Origin of the sequence: Piscinibacter gummiphilus, assembly GCF_002116905.1 — a bacterium.
Lineage (GTDB): Bacteria > Pseudomonadota > Gammaproteobacteria > Burkholderiales > Burkholderiaceae_C > Rhizobacter > Rhizobacter gummiphilus.
Window position 1 is genome coordinate 4802103 of record NZ_CP015118.1, and the last position, 14304, is coordinate 4816406.

The following is a 14304-nucleotide window of genomic DNA, read 5'->3' on the forward strand; positions in this document are numbered from 1 at the left end:
AGCACCGGGGTGGAGCACGTCCGCCCGGCAGCGGAACAGGGTTGACCCTTCTCAGTGGCCCTTCGTTCCGCCGGCGTCGGCCTGGTCGAACGGCACGTTGCCCTTGCCGGCCAGGAACTTGGCCGGATCCTGGGGCACGCCCTCCACCAGCACCTCGAAGTGGAGGTGCGGGCCGGTGGAGCGCCCCGTGGTGCCCACTTCGGCCACCACCTGGCCGCGCTTGACCAGGTCGCCGGCCTTCACGAGGATGCGCGACGTGTGCGCATAGCGGGTCACGAGGCCGTTGCCGTGGTCCACCTCCAGCAGGTTGCCGTAGGCCGGGTGGTAGTCGGTGGACCGCACCACGCCACCGGCCGCGGCCATGATGGACGTGCCCGTGTCGGCGGGGAAGTCGAGGCCCGTGTGCAGCGCGGCGCGGCTCGTGAACGGGTCGCTGCGGAAGCCGAAGCCGGAGCCCACCGGGCCGTTCAGCGGACGGGAGTTGGGCACCATCAGCGACGACAGGCGCCGCTCGAACAGGCGGGACTCGACGAGCGTGAAGAGGTCGGTGTTCAGGTCGGCCGAGGAGTCCAGCGACGTGACCAGGTCGTTGAGCTGCTGCATGGACGGCGTCTTGGCCGGCACGAACGGCCCGCCCTGCCCGCCGCCCTTGGCCGGCGGCGCGGTCATCTGGCGCAGTTCCTCGGGTTTCACGCCAGCCAGGCCCGAGACCCGTTCACCCATGGCTTCCAGGCGCACGAGCTTGGCCTGCATCTCGCCCACCTTCTGCGCCATGGCGTCGAGGTTCTCGCGCATGAACCGGTCGCGCTGGGCGAACTCGTCGCGCACCACCAGGCGCACCACCTGGCTTACCACGGGCCAGCCTTCGCGGGCGGCCTTCAGGAACACCGCATGGTAGATGGTGCCGGACAGCGCCATCAGCACGATCACCAGCCCCACGAGGGCCGCGGCCAGCTGCAGGCGGTTGAAGCTCAGCACGCGCGTGCGGGCCAGCGAGCCGTGGGTGATCAGGATCTGCATCGTCGTTAAACTCCTCGCGGTGAAACCTCGTCGCCCCATGACCCCGGACGCCCTGCCCATCGAGCAGGCCATCCAGCGCAGCTCGCCACTCGCACGGCTGCAGCACCTGTTGAAGGAGTCCGAGGCGCGCCTCGCCGTGGTCCGGTCGGTCGTGCCTTCGGCCCTGGCCCCTCACCTGAGACCCGGTCCCCTCGACGAAGACGGCTGGACGCTCCTGGTGGCCAATGCCGCCGTCGGCTCGAAGCTGCGCCAGCTCGCCCCGCGGCTGGAGGAAGCCCTCCGAGCCAAGGGAATGCAGGTTAAGGCAATCCGCATCAAGGTTCAATGAGGCGGCGCCCGCCGATCGCACGAGCGAAACCCGGTCTCGCGGACCTCGGCGGATGTGAAAAAGGCTCCAGCCGGTGAATGGCGTGGAGCCTTGGAAAGCCTCGAAAGGCCCATGGATGGTGCCCCCGGCAGGGATCGAACCCGCGACCTTCGGTTTACAAAACCGCTGCTCTACCAGCTGAGCTACAAGGGCTGAATCTGTGATTCTAGCGACGCAACTGTCACGCTTTGATGCGCTTCGGTGCGTCTTGCGAACGCTTACTTGATGCGCTTGAGCGACGGGCGGCCGCCGCCCGGGGCCGGCGGCTCCGGCGCCGGGTCCGTGGGCCCCGACGACTCGGCCGTGCCCTCGCCCGCCGGAGCGGACTGGGGCTGGCCATCGGTGCTCGCCAGGCGCAGGCCGCCCGAGGCGCCCGGCCGTTCGGACGCGCCGGCCTCGGCCGCGTCGCCCTCGGCGGGCACGTGGGCCTCGGTGGGCGCCGGGAAGGCCATGCCCTGGCCGTTCTCGCGTGCGTAGATGGCGATCACGTGGTCGACGGGGACGATGATGTCGCGCGAGGTGCCGCCGAAGCGGGCCTTGAACTCGATGTACTCGTTGCCGAGCTTCATCCCCGTGGTGGCCTCGAACCCCACGTTCAGCACGATCTCGTTGTTCTTCACGTACTCCATCGGCACCTTGACGCTGGCGTCGACGAACACCGCGATGTACGGCGTGAAGCCGTTGTCGGTGCACCAGTCGTGCAGCGCACGGATCAGGTACGGGCGCGTCGAGGTGCCGCTGTTGCCGGGTGTGGATGGAATCATGGTGAAACGGGAGTTCTCGTGCCGGGACGCGGGCGTCGTCGCGCTCTTACTTGCGCATGACCTTTTCGGAAGGCGTCAGCGCCTCGATGTAGGCCGGGCGCGAGAAGATGCGCTCGGCGTACTTCAGCAGCGGCACGGCGTTCTTCGACATGTCGATGCCGTAGTAGTCGAGGCGCCACAGCAGCGGGGCGATGGCCACGTCGAGCATCGAGAAGTCGTCGCCCAGCATGAACTTGTTCTTCAGGAAGATCGGGGCGAGCTGGGTCAGGCGGTCGCGGATCTGGGCGCGGGCCTTCTCGAGCTGCTTGTCGTTCGGCTTGATGTTGCGCGACTCGAGCACGTTGACGTGGGCGAACAGCTCCTTCTCGAAGTTGAGCAGGAACAGGCGCACGCGGGCGCGGGCCACCGGGTCGCCCGGCATCAGCTGCGGGTGCGGGAAGCGCTCGTCGATGTACTCGTTGATGATGTGCGACTCGTACAGGATCAGGTCGCGTTCGACGAGGATGGGCACCTCGTTGTACGGGTTCATCAGCGCGATGTCTTCGGGCTTGGCGAACAGGTCGACGTCGCGGATCTCGAAGTCCATGCCCTTTTCGAACAGAACGAAGCGGCAACGGTGCGAGTAAGGGCAGGTCGTTCCGGAGTAAAGCACCATCATGGTGGCGGCTCCTTATGGGCAGAGAAAAAACAGTAAAAGCACAAACGGAGCAGACAGCCGCCGGGGCGGCCTCCACTCCGTTGCAACACGGACAAACTGCGGACGGGCGGGCACCGAGCGGCACCCTGCCCGACCGGCGGGTTGTTATTTGATGTCTTTCCAGTACGCGGCGTTCAGTCGCCACGTGATCACGGAGAAGAACGCCAGGAAAATCAGCACCCAGACGCCGAGGCGCACGCGGTGGTTCTGGGCCGGCTCGCCCATCCACTGCATGTAGGCCACGAGGTCGGCGACGGTGTCGTCGAACTGCACCGGGGTCAGCGTGCCGGGGGTCACCTGCTCGAAGCCGGCGAAGCGGTGGACCACCTCACCGTGGTGATGCGGATCCTTCTCTTCGACGTACTTGGCGGTGCGCTGGCCCTGCAGCTCCCACAGCACGTTGGGCATGCCCACGCTCGGGAAGGCCAGGTTGTTCCAGCCGGTGGCCTTCGTCTCGTCACGGTAGTACGAGCGCAGGTAGGTGTAGAGGTAGTCGGCGCCGGAGCCCTTGCCGATGTCGGCGCGCGAGCGGGCGATCACGGTCAGGTCGGGCGGGGTGCCGCCGAACCATTCCTTGGCCTGCTTCGGATCGAGCGCGATCTTCATGGTGTCGCCGACCTTCTCGGTCGTGAACATCAGGTTCTGCTTGATCTGGTCTTCGGTGAGGTTCAGGTCGCGCAGGCGGTTGTAGCGCATGAACGCGGCCGAGTGGCAGTTCAGGCAGTAGTTGACGAAGAGCTTCGCGCCGTTCTGGAGCGAGGCCACGTCGGTCAGCTTCGCGCTCGGGAACTTGTCCCACGCGACGCCGCCTTCGGACGCCTGAACCTGCGTCGACAGCACGCTCAGCGACGCCAGGAGGATGAGGATCAGTTTCTTCATGGTGTGGTTTCCGTGGCGGCGGCTCAGTGGGCGTGGAACACGACTCGGTCGGGCACGGGGCGCGACTGGCCGATCCGGCTCCACCAGGGCATCAGCAGGAAGAAGCCGAAGTAGAACAGCGTGCCGACCTGCGACACCCGCTCACCCACCGGCGACGGCGGCTGCACGCCGAGGTAGCCCAGCACGGCGAACACGAACACGAAGATCGCGTACATCCACTTGTGCCACGTGGGGCGGTAGCGGATGGACTTGGCTTCGGCGTGGTCCAGCCACGGCAGGAAGAACATGATCACGACGGCACCGCCCATCACCACCACGCCCCAGAACTTGGGCTCGAAGGTGAGCAGCAGGGCCGCGGCCACGACGGCCGCCACCGCGATGGCGCCCTTGATGGCGCCGGAGAAGCGGCCCTTCAGGATGGCGAGCGCGGCGCCCAGGCCGATCAGCGCGACGAACACGTACACCAGCTCGGTGGTGGTGGCGCGCAGCATCGAGTAGTACGGCGTGAAGTACCAGACCGGGGCGATGTGCGCCGGGGTCTTCAGCGGGTCGGCCGGGATGAAGTTGTTGTACTCGAGGAAGTAGCCGCCGAACTCGGGCATGAAGAACAGCACGGTCGAGAACACGAACAGGAACACGGTGACGCCGAAGATGTCGTGCACGGTGTAGTACGGGTGGAACGGGATGCCGTCGAGCGGGCGGCCGAGGGCGTCCTTCTTCGACTTGATCTCGACGCCGTCCGGGTTGTTGGAACCCACTTCGTGCAGCGCGATGATGTGCGCGACGACGAGGCCCAGCAGCACGAGCGGCACGGCGATCACGTGGAAGCTGAAGAAGCGGTTCAGCGTGGCGTCGGACACGACGTAGTCGCCGCGGATCAGCAGCGCCAGGTCCGGGCCGATGAACGGCACGGAGGCGAACAGGTTCACGATCACCTGGGCACCCCAGTACGACATCTGGCCCCAGGGCAGCAGGTAGCCCATGAAGGCCTCGGCCATCAGGCACAGGAAGATCGCGCAGCCGAAGATCCAGACGAGCTCGCGCGGCTTGCGGTAGCTGCCGTAGATCATGCCGCGGAACATGTGCAGGTACACGACCACGAAGAACGCCGAGGCGCCGGTGGAGTGCATGTAGCGGATGAGCCAGCCCCACGGCACGTCGCGCATGATGTACTCGACCGAGGCGAAGGCGAGGTTCGCGTCGGGCTTGTAGTGCATCACGAGGAAGATGCCCGTGACGATCTGGATGACGAGGACGAGCAGCGCGAGCGAACCGAAGATGTACCAGAAGTTGAAGTTCTTCGGAGCGTAGTACTCGCTCATGTGCTCTTTGTAGAGCTTGCTCGCCGGGAACCGGTTGTCGACCCAGTTCAGCAGTTTCTCGGCCACCGGCGCGTTGGCGGCGACTTGTTTGAATTCAGCCATGGATTGATTGCTCCTGGAATACCGTGACTGACTGCCGTCAGGCCTTCTTGTCTTCGCCGATGATCAATCGGGTGTCGGACAGGTACATGTGGGGCGGGATCTCGAGGTTGTCCGGCGCCGGCTTGTTCTTGAACACGCGGCCGGCCATGTCGAACGTCGAGCCGTGGCACGGGCAGAGGAAACCGCCCGCCCAGTCGCTCGGCAGCGAGGGCTGCGGGCCCGGCACGAACTTGTCGGACGGGGAGCAGCCGAGGTGGGTGCAGATGCCCACGGTGACCAGGAATTCAGGCTTGATCGAGCGCCATTCGTTGCGGGCGTACTCAGGGGTCAGTTCCGAGGGCTTGCGCTCCGACTTCGGGTCGGCGAGCTGGCCGTCGAGCTTCGGGAGGGCCTCGAGCTGGGCCTTCGTGCGGCGCACGATCCAGACCGGCTTGCCGCGCCATTCCACCGTGAGCTTTTCCCCTTCCTTGAGGCCGCTGATGTCGACCTCCACCGCTGCACCCGCCGCGCGGGCGCGTTCGGAGGGCTGGAACGTGCTCACGAAGGGGACGGCGACGGCCGCACCACCCACCACACCGGCGCAACTGGAGGCAATGAGCCAGGTGCGTTTACCGCTGTCGACTTGCTGGTCACTCATGGGATTCCTCAGACGAAGACTTCTGATCTTGGGTAACCCGGCATTCTAACGGAGGTGTCAAGGGGGTCCGCCAGCCTCGACTGCCCCAGTTGCGCGAGGTCCACAGGGTATGCACGCTCCCGGACAGGCCGCCTTCCGAGAAAAACGTCACGCGGCCTGCCGGGACGCCCCGGGAGCGATGACAATAGCCCGCAGCGGCACGCCGCGCCACCGAGGCGCGCAAGACAACACGTCAACAAGGAGCGGATCCATGGGTTTCATGACAGAGTTCAAGCAGTTCGCAATGAAGGGCAACGTGGTCGACCTCGCCGTGGGCGTGATCATCGGTGCGGCCTTCGGCAAGATCGTCGACTCGGTGGTCAAGGACCTGATCATGCCCATCGTGGGCAAGGCCGTGGGCGGCCTCGACTTCTCGAACTACTTCTTCCTGCTGTCGAACCCGCCGGCGGGCTACAACGGCCCGATGACCTACGAGGCGCTCACCAAGGCGGGCGTGCCCCTGTTCGCCTACGGCAACTTCCTGACCGTGGCCCTGAACTTCGTGATCCTCGCCTTCATCATCTTCGTGATGGTCAAGCAGATCAACCGCCTGAAGAAGGACGAGCCGGCCCCGCCGCCCGCCGAGACCCCGGAAGACACCGTGCTGCTGCGCGAGATCCGCGACTCGCTGAAGAAGTGATCCCCGACGCCCAGCGCCCACCCACCGTCGCCGGCGCCCCACGGTCGCCGGCACCGATGTTGCAGTGCCGCACTGGCGGAATTCGTTTGGGGCCATACTTGCGGAACCTGCGCGCCGGTCCAGCCCCCCGGCGCGTCTCCTGGCGCGCCCCGCGGCTTTGTTCGACATGAACCTGACCGATCCCCGATCACAGGCTGCCTTCGATGCAGCGATCAACCACATCCGGACGACCACCGCGGCCGTCGCGGATCGCGTGGCCACCCACCTCGGGGTGCTGGCTTCGGCGGCCACGCGCATCTTCGAACGCGACGCGCTGATCAACGCCCAGCTCGACCTGCGCCGCAACATGAGCACGTACGTGCTGCTGCTGGGCGACACCCTCAGCAAGCGCGTCACCCGCGAGATCAACCCGCAGAGCGAACCCGGCCGCCGCCTGGCCGAGACCGACTGGCAGTCCCTCAGCCTCGTCAACGACGCCGAGGTGGAAGAGCGCATGTTCGCCGACCGCATCAGCCAGGCCATCACGCACGGCTGCGAGTGGGAGCTGCGCGACCTGTCCGCCTACACCGGCGCCATGCTGGGCATCGGCCGCGCCGACCACGACCGCAACCCGCTGCGCCCGGAGGTGCTGGGCGCCGCCGTCTACCGCGCCATCAGCGGCATCACGAACGACCAGGAGAGCCGCAAGCTGCTCGCCCGCGAACTGGGCGCGGCCCTCGCGAAGGTGATGCCCGGCTGCTACCGCGACATCGTCACCGACCTGCGCGCCCGGGGCGTCACCCCCGTCAGCCTGACCGTGCGCGGGGTCGAGGGCCCCGGCAACGAATTCGCCCGCGACCGCGTCATCTCGGGCTACGACACGCTGCACCACGACACCGGCATGTCCACCCGTGCGGGCGGTTTCGCCGGCAGTACGGGCTCGGAGTTCGACTCCGGCGCCCTGCCCAACCACACCGGCCCGGGCGGCCACCCGTCCACCATGGGGACTGGCGGCGCGCGCAGCAGCTGGAGCACGCAGTCCGGCCCAGGCCGCGGCCCCGGCCAGACGGGTGCCGGGCGGTTCACGCCCCGCCCGGGTGTGAACCCGCAGGCCGACGCCGAGCTGATGGCGCTGATCCGCCGGCTCACGTTCCTCGCCAGCCGTCCGGCCGACCTGACCGACATGCAGGCGGTGCCGGGGTCCGGATCCGTGTCCGGAGCGGCCACCGGTTTCGGCGGCGGCGCCGACAGCGGGGTCACGCCGTTCTCGGCCAGCCGCCCCGGCCCGCCGGCCATGATGGCGGTCAACATGATCCGGGCGCACCGCGACGAGTTGCGCCAGGCCTCCACCGGCACGCTCGACCACATGGTCATCGACGTGGTCGGCAGCCTGTTCGACCAGATCCTGTCCGACCCGCGCGTGCCGCCCCAGATGGCGCGCCAGATCGCCCGGCTGCAGCTGCCCGTGCTGCGCGTTGCGCTGGCCGACCAGACCTTCTTCTCGTCGCGCAAGCACCCGGTGCGGCGCTTCGTCAACCGCATCGCGTCGCTCGCGCTCGCCTTCGAGGACTTCGAAAGCGGCTCCGGCAAGCAGTTCCTCGCCCGCGTGCGCGACCTGGTCCAGGAGATCGTCGAAGGCGACTTCGACCAGATGGAGGTCTACAACGCCAAGGTCGCGGCGCTCGAGGCCTTCATCGCCCAGCAGGCGAAGGAGGACGTGTCGCAGGCCTCCGAGGCCGTGGCCGTCGTCAACAACAAGGAATCCGACCTGCGGGTGCAGCAGCGCTACATGCTGCAGCTGCAGACGGCCCTCGCGCCGCTCTCGCTGCAGGAATACCTGCGCAACTTCCTCGCCCAGGTGTGGAGCCAGGCGCTCGCGCTCGCCTCGCGCAAGGAAGGCCCGCAGTCGGAGCTGGTGCAGCGCCTGCGCCGTGTCGGCCGCGACCTCGTGATGAGCGTGCAGCCCAAGGGCTCGCCCGCGCTGCGCAAGAAGTTCCTGATGCAGCTGCCGCCGCTGATGAAGGACCTGAACGAGGGCCTTCGCCTGATCGGCTGGCCCGAGGCCGCGCAGAAGGAGTTCTTCGGGCATCTGCTGCCCGCGCACGCCGAGTCCCTCAAGGGCCAGCCCATGACGGAGCTGGAGTACAACCTGCTCGCCAAGCAGCTCGAGGCCGTCTTCAACACGCCGGTGCCCGAGAACGACACGCTGCTGCGCGACGTGCCCATGAGCAGCACCGGCTCGGCGCCCATCGAGCCGCAGTTCACGCCCGAGGAGGCGCAGCGCATCGGCCTCGTCGAGGAGAGCGCGGTCAACTGGTCGGGCGAGATCGACATCGACCTCTCCGCCGGCCCCGAGGTGGAGCCCGTCTCGAGCGACCCGAACACCGCGCCGGCGGACCTCGACATCGACCTGTCCGCCATCGGCCTCGACATCAACCTCGACGCCGCGCCGGACCCCACCGAGGCCCCCACGCAGGGTGCCCACCTCATCGACCACGTGCGCCTCGGCTTCGCGTACCAGATGAACCTGAACGACGAGTGGCAGAAGGTGCGCCTGAGCTACGTCAGCCCGGGGCGTGCGTTCTTCGTGTTCACGCGCGGCAAGCGCCACACCGAGACCGTGTCGCTGACGTCGCGCATGCTGTCGCGCATGTGCGAGACCGGGCGCTTCCGTGCGTTCGAGAGCGCCTACCTGATGGAACGCGCCACCGCGCGCGCCCGCAAGCAGCTGGCGGCGCTGTCGAAGGGCGGCAAGGAGCGCGGCAACACCGACCGGGCGCCGCTGGGCAAGCGTTAGTCCGGCGTCAGCAGACGGGCCATCTTCACCGCGGCCACGAGGCTGGCCGCGTCGGCCCGCCCGGTGCCGGCCAGGTCGAAGGCCGTGCCATGGTCCGGGCTCGTCCGCACGAACGGCAGGCCCAGCGTCACGTTGACGCCCTGCTCCACCCCGAGGTATTTCACGGGGATCAGCCCGTGGTCGTGCACCATGGCCACCACCACGTCGAACTCGCCGGGGTGGCCCGGGACGTCGCGGGCGCGCATGAACACCGTGTCGGGCGCGTAAGGGCCGCTGGCGTCGATGCCGTCGGCGCGTGCCGCCGCGATGGCCGGGGCGATGACCCGGACCTCCTCGTCGCCGAACAGCCCGCCCTCCCCCGCATGGGGATTGAGCCCCGCCACCGCCACGCGCGGGCGGGCGATGCCCATGGCCCGCAGCGAGCGGTCGGCGATGCGCACGGTCTCCAGCACGGCGTCGAACGTGACCGCGTCGATCGCTCGGCGCAGCGACACGTGGATGGTGACCAGCACCGTGCGCAGTTCGTCGTTGGCCAGCATCATGCGCACGGGTGGCGGCTCTCCCGTGTCCACCGACAGTGCCTGCAGCATCTCGGTGTGCCCGGGGAACGGCACGCCCGCGGCCGACAGCGCTTCCTTGTGGATCGGGGCGGTGACGATGGCCCGCCCCTCGCCGGACCGCACGAGACGCACGGCCTCGGTGATGCAGGCCGCGGCGGCCGCGCCGGCGCGGGCGTCGATGCGGCCGAAGGGGACGTCGGCGACGTCGGACGGGAGGCTCGCGGGCTGCAGCACCGGCAGCGCGCCGGGCGCGGCGGACCGGACCGGACCATCGATCGGCTGTACCGTCACGCGCCCGCCGAGCAGGGCCGCGGCGCGGCGCATCACGGCGACGTCGCCCAGCACCACCGTGTCGTCCAGCTGCCCCGCCTCGAACGCCTTCACGATGATCTCGGGCCCGATGCCGGCGGCGTCGCCCATGGTGAGCAGCAGCGGCTTCATGCCGGGTTGTCGATCTCGATGAATTCGTGCTCGAGCCCGAACTTCTCCGCCAGGTGAGCACCGAGCGCCGGCGCGCCGTAGCGTTCGCTGGCGTGGTGGCCGCAGGCCAGGAAGGCGACCCCGGTCTCGCGCGCGAGGTGCGCCTGCGGCTCGGAGATCTCGCCGGTGATGTACGCGTCGGCGCCCGCCGCGATCGCGGCCTCGAAGTAGCCCTGCGCGCCGCCCGTGCACCAGGCCACGCGCTTGATCGGGCGGCCCGGCGCCCCGTCGGCCACGACGGGGTCGCGCCCGAGCCGGAACTTCAGCAAGGCCGCCAGCGCCGCGGTGGTGAGCGGCTGCGACGGCGAACCGATGAAGCCGAGGTCCTGGTCGCCGAAGCGGGCATCGGCCGTGAACTTCAAGCGCTGCCCGAACTGCGCGTTGTTGCCGAGCAGCGGGTGCGCGTCGAGCGGCAGGTGGTAGGCGAACAGGGTGATGTCGTTGGCGATGAGCCGCTCGATGCGCTGCTTGAGCCAGCCCGTGATGCGCCCCTCGTACCCCTTCCAGAAGAGGCCGTGGTGCACCAGCACCGCGTCGGCCTTCTTTTCGATGGCGGCCTCGATGAAGGCGAGGCTCGCGGTGACGCCGGAGACGAGGCGGCCGACCCCGGCCTTGCCCTCGACCTGCACGCCGTTCGGCCCATAATCCCGGAACTTCCCCACGTCGAGCAAGGTGTTCAGGTACGACTCGATTTCAGTGCGTGGGGTCATGGAACAGGATCTCGGTGATGCGCAGAACGTGGCTCATTTTCTCCCAAGCGGTCACCGTGTCGGTGGCAGTGTTGTTCGTGGTCGCCACGCTCAAGCCCGACTGGCTCCGCAAGGGCAACCGCCAGGGGGTGCTGCCGAACATCGTGTCGATCATCGAGGCCGCGCCGGCGGTCGAGGGGGCGGCCAGTGGCGCGGTGACGAGCTACAGCGCCGCGGCCAAGCGCGCCACGCCCGCGGTGGTCAGCATCACCGCCAGCAAGGCCCCGTCCCGCAGCCCGCATGCCGACGACCCGTGGTTCCGCTTCTTCTTCGGCGAACAGGGCCAGGGCCGCCAGCAGCAGCCGCAGATGGGCCTCGGCTCCGGCGTGATCGTCTCGCCCGAGGGCTACCTGCTCACGAACAACCACGTGATCGAAGGCGCCGACGACATCGAGGTGCAGCTGCCCGACCGCCGCCAGGTGCGCGCCAAGGTCGTGGGCACCGACCCCGAGACCGACGTGGCCGTGCTGAAGATCGAGCTCGACAAGCTGCCCGTCATCGCGTTCGGCAGCGCCGACACGCTGGAGGTGGGCGACGTGGTGCTTGCCATCGGCAACCCGTTCGGCGTGGGCCAGACGGTCACGTCGGGCATCGTCAGCGCACTCGGGCGCAACCAGCTGGGCATCAACACGTTCGAGAACTTCATCCAGACCGACGCCGCCATCAACCCCGGCAACTCGGGCGGCGCGCTGGTCGACGCCCAGGGCAACCTGCTCGGCATCAACACGGCCATCTACTCGCGCAGCGGCGGCAGCCTGGGCATCGGCTTCGCGATCCCGGTCACCACGGCGCGCCAGGTGATGGAGGGCCTGATCCGCGACGGCCAGGTCACGCGCGGCTGGATCGGCGTCGAACCCCGCGACCTCACCCCCGAGATCGCCGAGACGTTCAACCTGCCCATCCGCCAGGGCGTGCTGATCACCGGCGTGCTGCAGAACGGCCCGGCGAGCGCCGGCGGCCTGCGCCCGGGCGACGTGGTGGTGAAGGTGGCCGACACCCCGGTGGTCAACGTGTCGCAGCTGCTGACCGCGGTGGCGGCGCTCAAGCCGCAGGAGAAGGCGGTGATCGGGGTGCAGCGGGGGGACAAGGCGATGGAACTGACCGTGACGGTGGCCCAGCGCCCGAAGGTCTCGCCCAAGCGATCCATCGAATAGAAACCAGGATGTCATCCCGGCGAAGGCCGGGACCCTGGGCGTTCACCCGAGGCACTGTCCCGCCAATCCACACCCGGGGACCCGGCCTTCGCCGGGATGACGGGCGCGGGTGGTGCGGATCAGGCGGCGGGCGGCGCTTGCTCCGGAGGAGCTTCCTCCGGTGCCTTCGTGTGGCGGATGAAGAGCACGGCCGCCCAGATCCCCAGTTCGTACAGCAGGCACATCGGAATCGCCAGCGCCAGCTGCGACACCACGTCGGGCGGCGTGATGACCGCCGCGATGATGAAGGCGATCACGACGAAGTAGCCGCGGAAGGCCTTGAGCTTGTCGATGGGCACGAGGCCCATGCGTGCGAGCACCACCACCACCACCGGCACCTCGAACGCGGCGCCGAAGGCGATGAACATGCTCATCACGAAGCTGAGGTAGGCCTCGACGTCCGGCGCGGCCGTGATGGCCTTCGGCGCGAAACTCTGGATGAAGTGGAACACCTGCCCGAACACGAAGAAATAGCAGAACGCCACGCCCACGATGAAGAGGACGGTGCTCGAGACCACGAGCGGCAGCACGAGCTTCTTCTCGTGGATGTAGAGGCCCGGTGCGACGAACGCCCACACCTGGTACAGCACGACCGGCAGCGCCAGCAGGAAGGCCGTCATCAGCGTGACCTTCAGCGGCACCATGAACGGCGAGATCACACTGGTGGCGATCATGGCGCCGCCCGAGGGCAGGCTCGCGATCATCGGGTGCGCCAGCAGCTCGAAGAGGGCCGCCGGGCCGGGGTACAGCGCCAGCGCGCCGAAACACACGCCGATGGCGATCACGGACCGGATCAGGCGGTCACGCAGTTCGATGAGGTGCGAGACGAAGGGCTGCTCGGTCCCTTCCAGTTCGTCGTTCATGGGGAGGTGGGGTCAGGTCGACGAACGGGGCGGGCGGAAGCGGGAGACCCGCGCGGCGCCGGACAGCGCCTTGCTGCGCACGCCGTGGCGTTGCTTGTACCACTGCGGCATGGCCGAGCGGCGCAGGCGCCAGTGCTTCTTGGGGTGCTTGTACTCGGGGACGGGCGTGAGGCCATCGTGCAACCCGCCACTGAACGGGGCCGGCTCGGCGTCGTTCCAGGCGTTGTTCAGGTCGCTGGTGGTCTGGTGGATCTGCTCGTTGACGGACTGCTCGACACCGCGCGCCGCGTCCTCGAACTCGCCCTTCATCTTCTTGAGCTCGTCGAGCTCGATGGAGCGGTTCACCTCGGCCTTCACGTCGGCCACGTAGCGCTGCGCCTTGCCGATCAGGTGGCCCACGGTGCGGGCCACGCGGGGCAGCTTTTCCGGGCCGATCACGATGAGGGCGACAGCGCCGATGAGGGCGATCTTGTCGAAGCCGAAGTCGATCATGCTGGAGGGTCAGGAAGGTGCGAAGGCACCGGCGAGGCCAAGCGGCCCGCCGGAACGCTCCCGGAGCGGGAGCGTGACATCGTTCACGACTTGGACTTGGCTTCCACGTCGACCGTGTTCGGGTCGGTGGCCTTGTTGGTGGTGACCTGCTGGTTGGGGGCGGACGCGTCGGCGGACGAGGAACCGTCCTTCACGCCGTCCTTGAAGCCCTTGACCGCGCCGCCGAGGTCGGAGCCGATGTTCTTCAGCTTTTTCGTGCCGAACACCAACACCACGATGACCAGCACGATGAGCCAGTGCCAAATGCTGAAGGAACCCATGATCTATCTCCTGAAGGAATGTGAGGATTTTAGGCGATGCGCGGACCCGCGAATCAGCCTTTCGCCCAGGGGCGGGGCCCGCCGATCACGTGCATGTGGAGGTGGTACACCTCCTGCCCGCCGTCGGAGCCGGTGTTGATGACGGTGCGGAAGCCATTGTGGGCCCCCTGCTCTTTCGCCAGCCGGGGCGCGAGCGCGAGCATCCGCCCGAGCATGCCAGCATGCTGTGACGGGTCGGTGTCGGCCAGCGTGGGGATGTGGTCTTTGGGAATGACCAGCACGTGCACCGGCGCCCACGGCGCGATGTCGTGGAAGGCGAGGAACTCGTCGTCCTCGTAGGCCTTGCGGCTCGGGATCTGGCCCGCGACGATCTTGCAGAAGATGCAGTTGTGGTCGGTGTTCAT

Annotated in this window: 15 protein-coding genes, 1 tRNA gene and 2 pseudogenes; 4 read left to right on the forward strand and 14 right to left on the reverse strand. The window is 68.1% G+C overall.

Features of this window, described 5'->3' with window-relative positions:
• Positions 1 to 51 precede the first annotated feature (51 nt).
• The gene (locus A4W93_RS21905; RefSeq protein ID WP_085752624.1) at positions 52 to 1020 is read right to left on the reverse strand and encodes a M23 family metallopeptidase; all 969 of its coding nucleotides are present in this window, start codon (positions 1018 to 1020) and stop codon (positions 52 to 54) included.
• Positions 1021 to 1057: 37 nt separating this feature from the next.
• Here A4W93_RS21905 and A4W93_RS21910 point away from each other — a divergent pair, with 37 nt between their 5' ends.
• Positions 1058 to 1348, forward strand: coding sequence for a DciA family protein (locus tag A4W93_RS21910; protein WP_085752625.1), 291 nt, complete (start codon positions 1058 to 1060; stop codon positions 1346 to 1348).
• Positions 1349 to 1464: 116 nt separating this feature from the next.
• Here A4W93_RS21910 and A4W93_RS21915 read toward each other — a convergent pair.
• The 6 genes from A4W93_RS21915 to petA form a co-directional block, all read right to left on the reverse strand.
• Positions 1465 to 1540: transfer RNA gene (locus A4W93_RS21915), tRNA-Thr, on the reverse strand.
• 65 nt (positions 1541 to 1605) lie between these two features.
• A complete protein-coding gene (locus A4W93_RS21920) occupies positions 1606 to 2151 on the reverse strand; it encodes a ClpXP protease specificity-enhancing factor (RefSeq protein ID WP_085752626.1) in 546 nt (181 codons plus the stop codon).
• A 46-nt stretch (positions 2152 to 2197) separates the two neighbouring features.
• Positions 2198 to 2809, reverse strand: a complete 612-nt coding sequence (locus A4W93_RS21925) for a glutathione S-transferase N-terminal domain-containing protein (protein WP_085752627.1) — start codon at positions 2807 to 2809, stop codon at positions 2198 to 2200.
• 144 nt (positions 2810 to 2953) lie between these two features.
• Positions 2954 to 3727 carry a cytochrome c1 gene (locus A4W93_RS21930; RefSeq protein WP_085752628.1) on the reverse strand — a complete coding sequence of 258 codons (774 nt, stop codon included), beginning with the start codon at positions 3725 to 3727 and terminating at the stop codon, positions 2954 to 2956.
• A 23-nt stretch (positions 3728 to 3750) separates the two neighbouring features.
• Complete coding sequence (locus A4W93_RS21935; RefSeq protein WP_085752629.1) at positions 3751 to 5151, reverse strand: cytochrome b; 1401 nt, start codon at positions 5149 to 5151, stop codon at positions 3751 to 3753.
• Positions 5152 to 5188: 37 nt separating this feature from the next.
• The gene (petA, locus tag A4W93_RS21940; protein ID WP_085752630.1) at positions 5189 to 5788 is read right to left on the reverse strand and encodes a ubiquinol-cytochrome c reductase iron-sulfur subunit; all 600 of its coding nucleotides are present in this window, start codon (positions 5786 to 5788) and stop codon (positions 5189 to 5191) included.
• Positions 5789 to 6038: 250 nt separating this feature from the next.
• On the opposite strand from petA, the gene mscL reads away from it, so the two are divergent.
• Positions 6039 to 6467 carry a large conductance mechanosensitive channel protein MscL gene (mscL, locus tag A4W93_RS21945; RefSeq protein WP_085752631.1) on the forward strand — a complete coding sequence of 143 codons (429 nt, stop codon included), beginning with the start codon at positions 6039 to 6041 and terminating at the stop codon, positions 6465 to 6467.
• Positions 6468 to 6633: 166 nt separating this feature from the next.
• A complete protein-coding gene (locus A4W93_RS21950; RefSeq protein WP_085754282.1) occupies positions 6634 to 9243 on the forward strand; it encodes a DUF1631 family protein in 2610 nt (869 codons plus the stop codon).
• On the opposite strand, the gene pdxA is transcribed toward A4W93_RS21950, so the two are convergent.
• Both pdxA and A4W93_RS21960 read right to left on the reverse strand, forming a co-directional pair.
• Positions 9240 to 10244 (reverse strand): 4-hydroxythreonine-4-phosphate dehydrogenase PdxA, encoded by a 1005-nt coding sequence (pdxA, locus tag A4W93_RS21955; protein ID WP_237357598.1) that lies wholly within the window; start codon positions 10242 to 10244, stop codon positions 9240 to 9242. The genes A4W93_RS21950 and pdxA overlap by 4 nt on opposite strands.
• The gene (locus A4W93_RS21960) at positions 10241 to 10993 is read right to left on the reverse strand and encodes a Nif3-like dinuclear metal center hexameric protein (protein ID WP_085752632.1); all 753 of its coding nucleotides are present in this window, start codon (positions 10991 to 10993) and stop codon (positions 10241 to 10243) included. The genes pdxA and A4W93_RS21960 overlap by 4 nt, the downstream gene beginning before the upstream one ends.
• 17 nt (positions 10994 to 11010) lie before the next feature.
• Between A4W93_RS21960 and A4W93_RS21965 the strand changes: the two genes are divergently transcribed.
• On the forward strand, positions 11011 to 12186 hold the full coding sequence (locus tag A4W93_RS21965; protein WP_085752633.1) for a S1C family serine protease: 1176 nt from the start codon (positions 11011 to 11013) through the stop codon (positions 12184 to 12186).
• A 119-nt stretch (positions 12187 to 12305) separates the two neighbouring features.
• Here the strand turns inward: A4W93_RS21965 and tatC are convergent, their stop codons facing one another.
• The 5 genes and pseudogenes from tatC to A4W93_RS21985 form a co-directional block, all read right to left on the reverse strand.
• Complete coding sequence (tatC, locus tag A4W93_RS21970; protein WP_085752634.1) at positions 12306 to 13088, reverse strand: twin-arginine translocase subunit TatC; 783 nt, start codon at positions 13086 to 13088, stop codon at positions 12306 to 12308.
• 12 nt (positions 13089 to 13100) lie between these two features.
• A pseudogene (gene tatB, locus A4W93_RS30810) lies at positions 13101 to 13268 on the reverse strand (Sec-independent protein translocase protein TatB); the annotation flags it as partial.
• 83 nt (positions 13269 to 13351) lie between these two features.
• A pseudogene (gene tatB / locus A4W93_RS30815) lies at positions 13352 to 13580 on the reverse strand (Sec-independent protein translocase protein TatB); the annotation flags it as partial.
• A gap of 83 nt (positions 13581 to 13663) precedes the next feature.
• The gene (gene tatA, locus A4W93_RS21980; RefSeq protein WP_085752636.1) at positions 13664 to 13900 is read right to left on the reverse strand and encodes a Sec-independent protein translocase subunit TatA; all 237 of its coding nucleotides are present in this window, start codon (positions 13898 to 13900) and stop codon (positions 13664 to 13666) included.
• A 53-nt stretch (positions 13901 to 13953) separates the two neighbouring features.
• On the reverse strand, positions 13954 to 14304 hold the full coding sequence (locus A4W93_RS21985) for a histidine triad nucleotide-binding protein (RefSeq protein WP_085752637.1): 351 nt from the start codon (positions 14302 to 14304) through the stop codon (positions 13954 to 13956).

Excerpts from the sequence above, each read along its gene's own strand:
- A4W93_RS21905 (WP_085752624.1), bottom strand. The coding sequence starts at position 1,020 with ATGCAGATCCTGATCACCCACGGCTCGCTGGCCCGCACGCGCGTGCTG.
- A4W93_RS21910 (WP_085752625.1), top strand. The coding sequence starts at position 1,058 with ATGACCCCGGACGCCCTGCCCATCGAGCAGGCCATCCAGCGCAGCTCG.
- A4W93_RS21920 (WP_085752626.1), bottom strand. The coding sequence starts at position 2,151 with ATGATTCCATCCACACCCGGCAACAGCGGCACCTCGACGCGCCCGTAC.
- A4W93_RS21925 (WP_085752627.1), bottom strand. The coding sequence starts at position 2,809 with ATGATGGTGCTTTACTCCGGAACGACCTGCCCTTACTCGCACCGTTGC.
- A4W93_RS21930 (WP_085752628.1), bottom strand. The coding sequence starts at position 3,727 with ATGAAGAAACTGATCCTCATCCTCCTGGCGTCGCTGAGCGTGCTGTCG.
- A4W93_RS21935 (WP_085752629.1), bottom strand. The coding sequence starts at position 5,151 with ATGGCTGAATTCAAACAAGTCGCCGCCAACGCGCCGGTGGCCGAGAAA.
- petA (WP_085752630.1), bottom strand. The coding sequence starts at position 5,788 with ATGAGTGACCAGCAAGTCGACAGCGGTAAACGCACCTGGCTCATTGCC.
- mscL (WP_085752631.1), top strand. The coding sequence starts at position 6,039 with ATGGGTTTCATGACAGAGTTCAAGCAGTTCGCAATGAAGGGCAACGTG.
- A4W93_RS21950 (WP_085754282.1), top strand. The coding sequence starts at position 6,634 with ATGAACCTGACCGATCCCCGATCACAGGCTGCCTTCGATGCAGCGATC.
- pdxA (WP_237357598.1), bottom strand. The coding sequence starts at position 10,244 with ATGAAGCCGCTGCTGCTCACCATGGGCGACGCCGCCGGCATCGGGCCC.
- A4W93_RS21960 (WP_085752632.1), bottom strand. The coding sequence starts at position 10,993 with ATGACCCCACGCACTGAAATCGAGTCGTACCTGAACACCTTGCTCGAC.
- A4W93_RS21965 (WP_085752633.1), top strand. The coding sequence starts at position 11,011 with ATGCGCAGAACGTGGCTCATTTTCTCCCAAGCGGTCACCGTGTCGGTG.
- tatC (WP_085752634.1), bottom strand. The coding sequence starts at position 13,088 with ATGAACGACGAACTGGAAGGGACCGAGCAGCCCTTCGTCTCGCACCTC.
- tatA (WP_085752636.1), bottom strand. The coding sequence starts at position 13,900 with ATGGGTTCCTTCAGCATTTGGCACTGGCTCATCGTGCTGGTCATCGTG.
- A4W93_RS21985 (WP_085752637.1), bottom strand. The coding sequence starts at position 14,304 with ATGAACACCGACCACAACTGCATCTTCTGCAAGATCGTCGCGGGCCAG.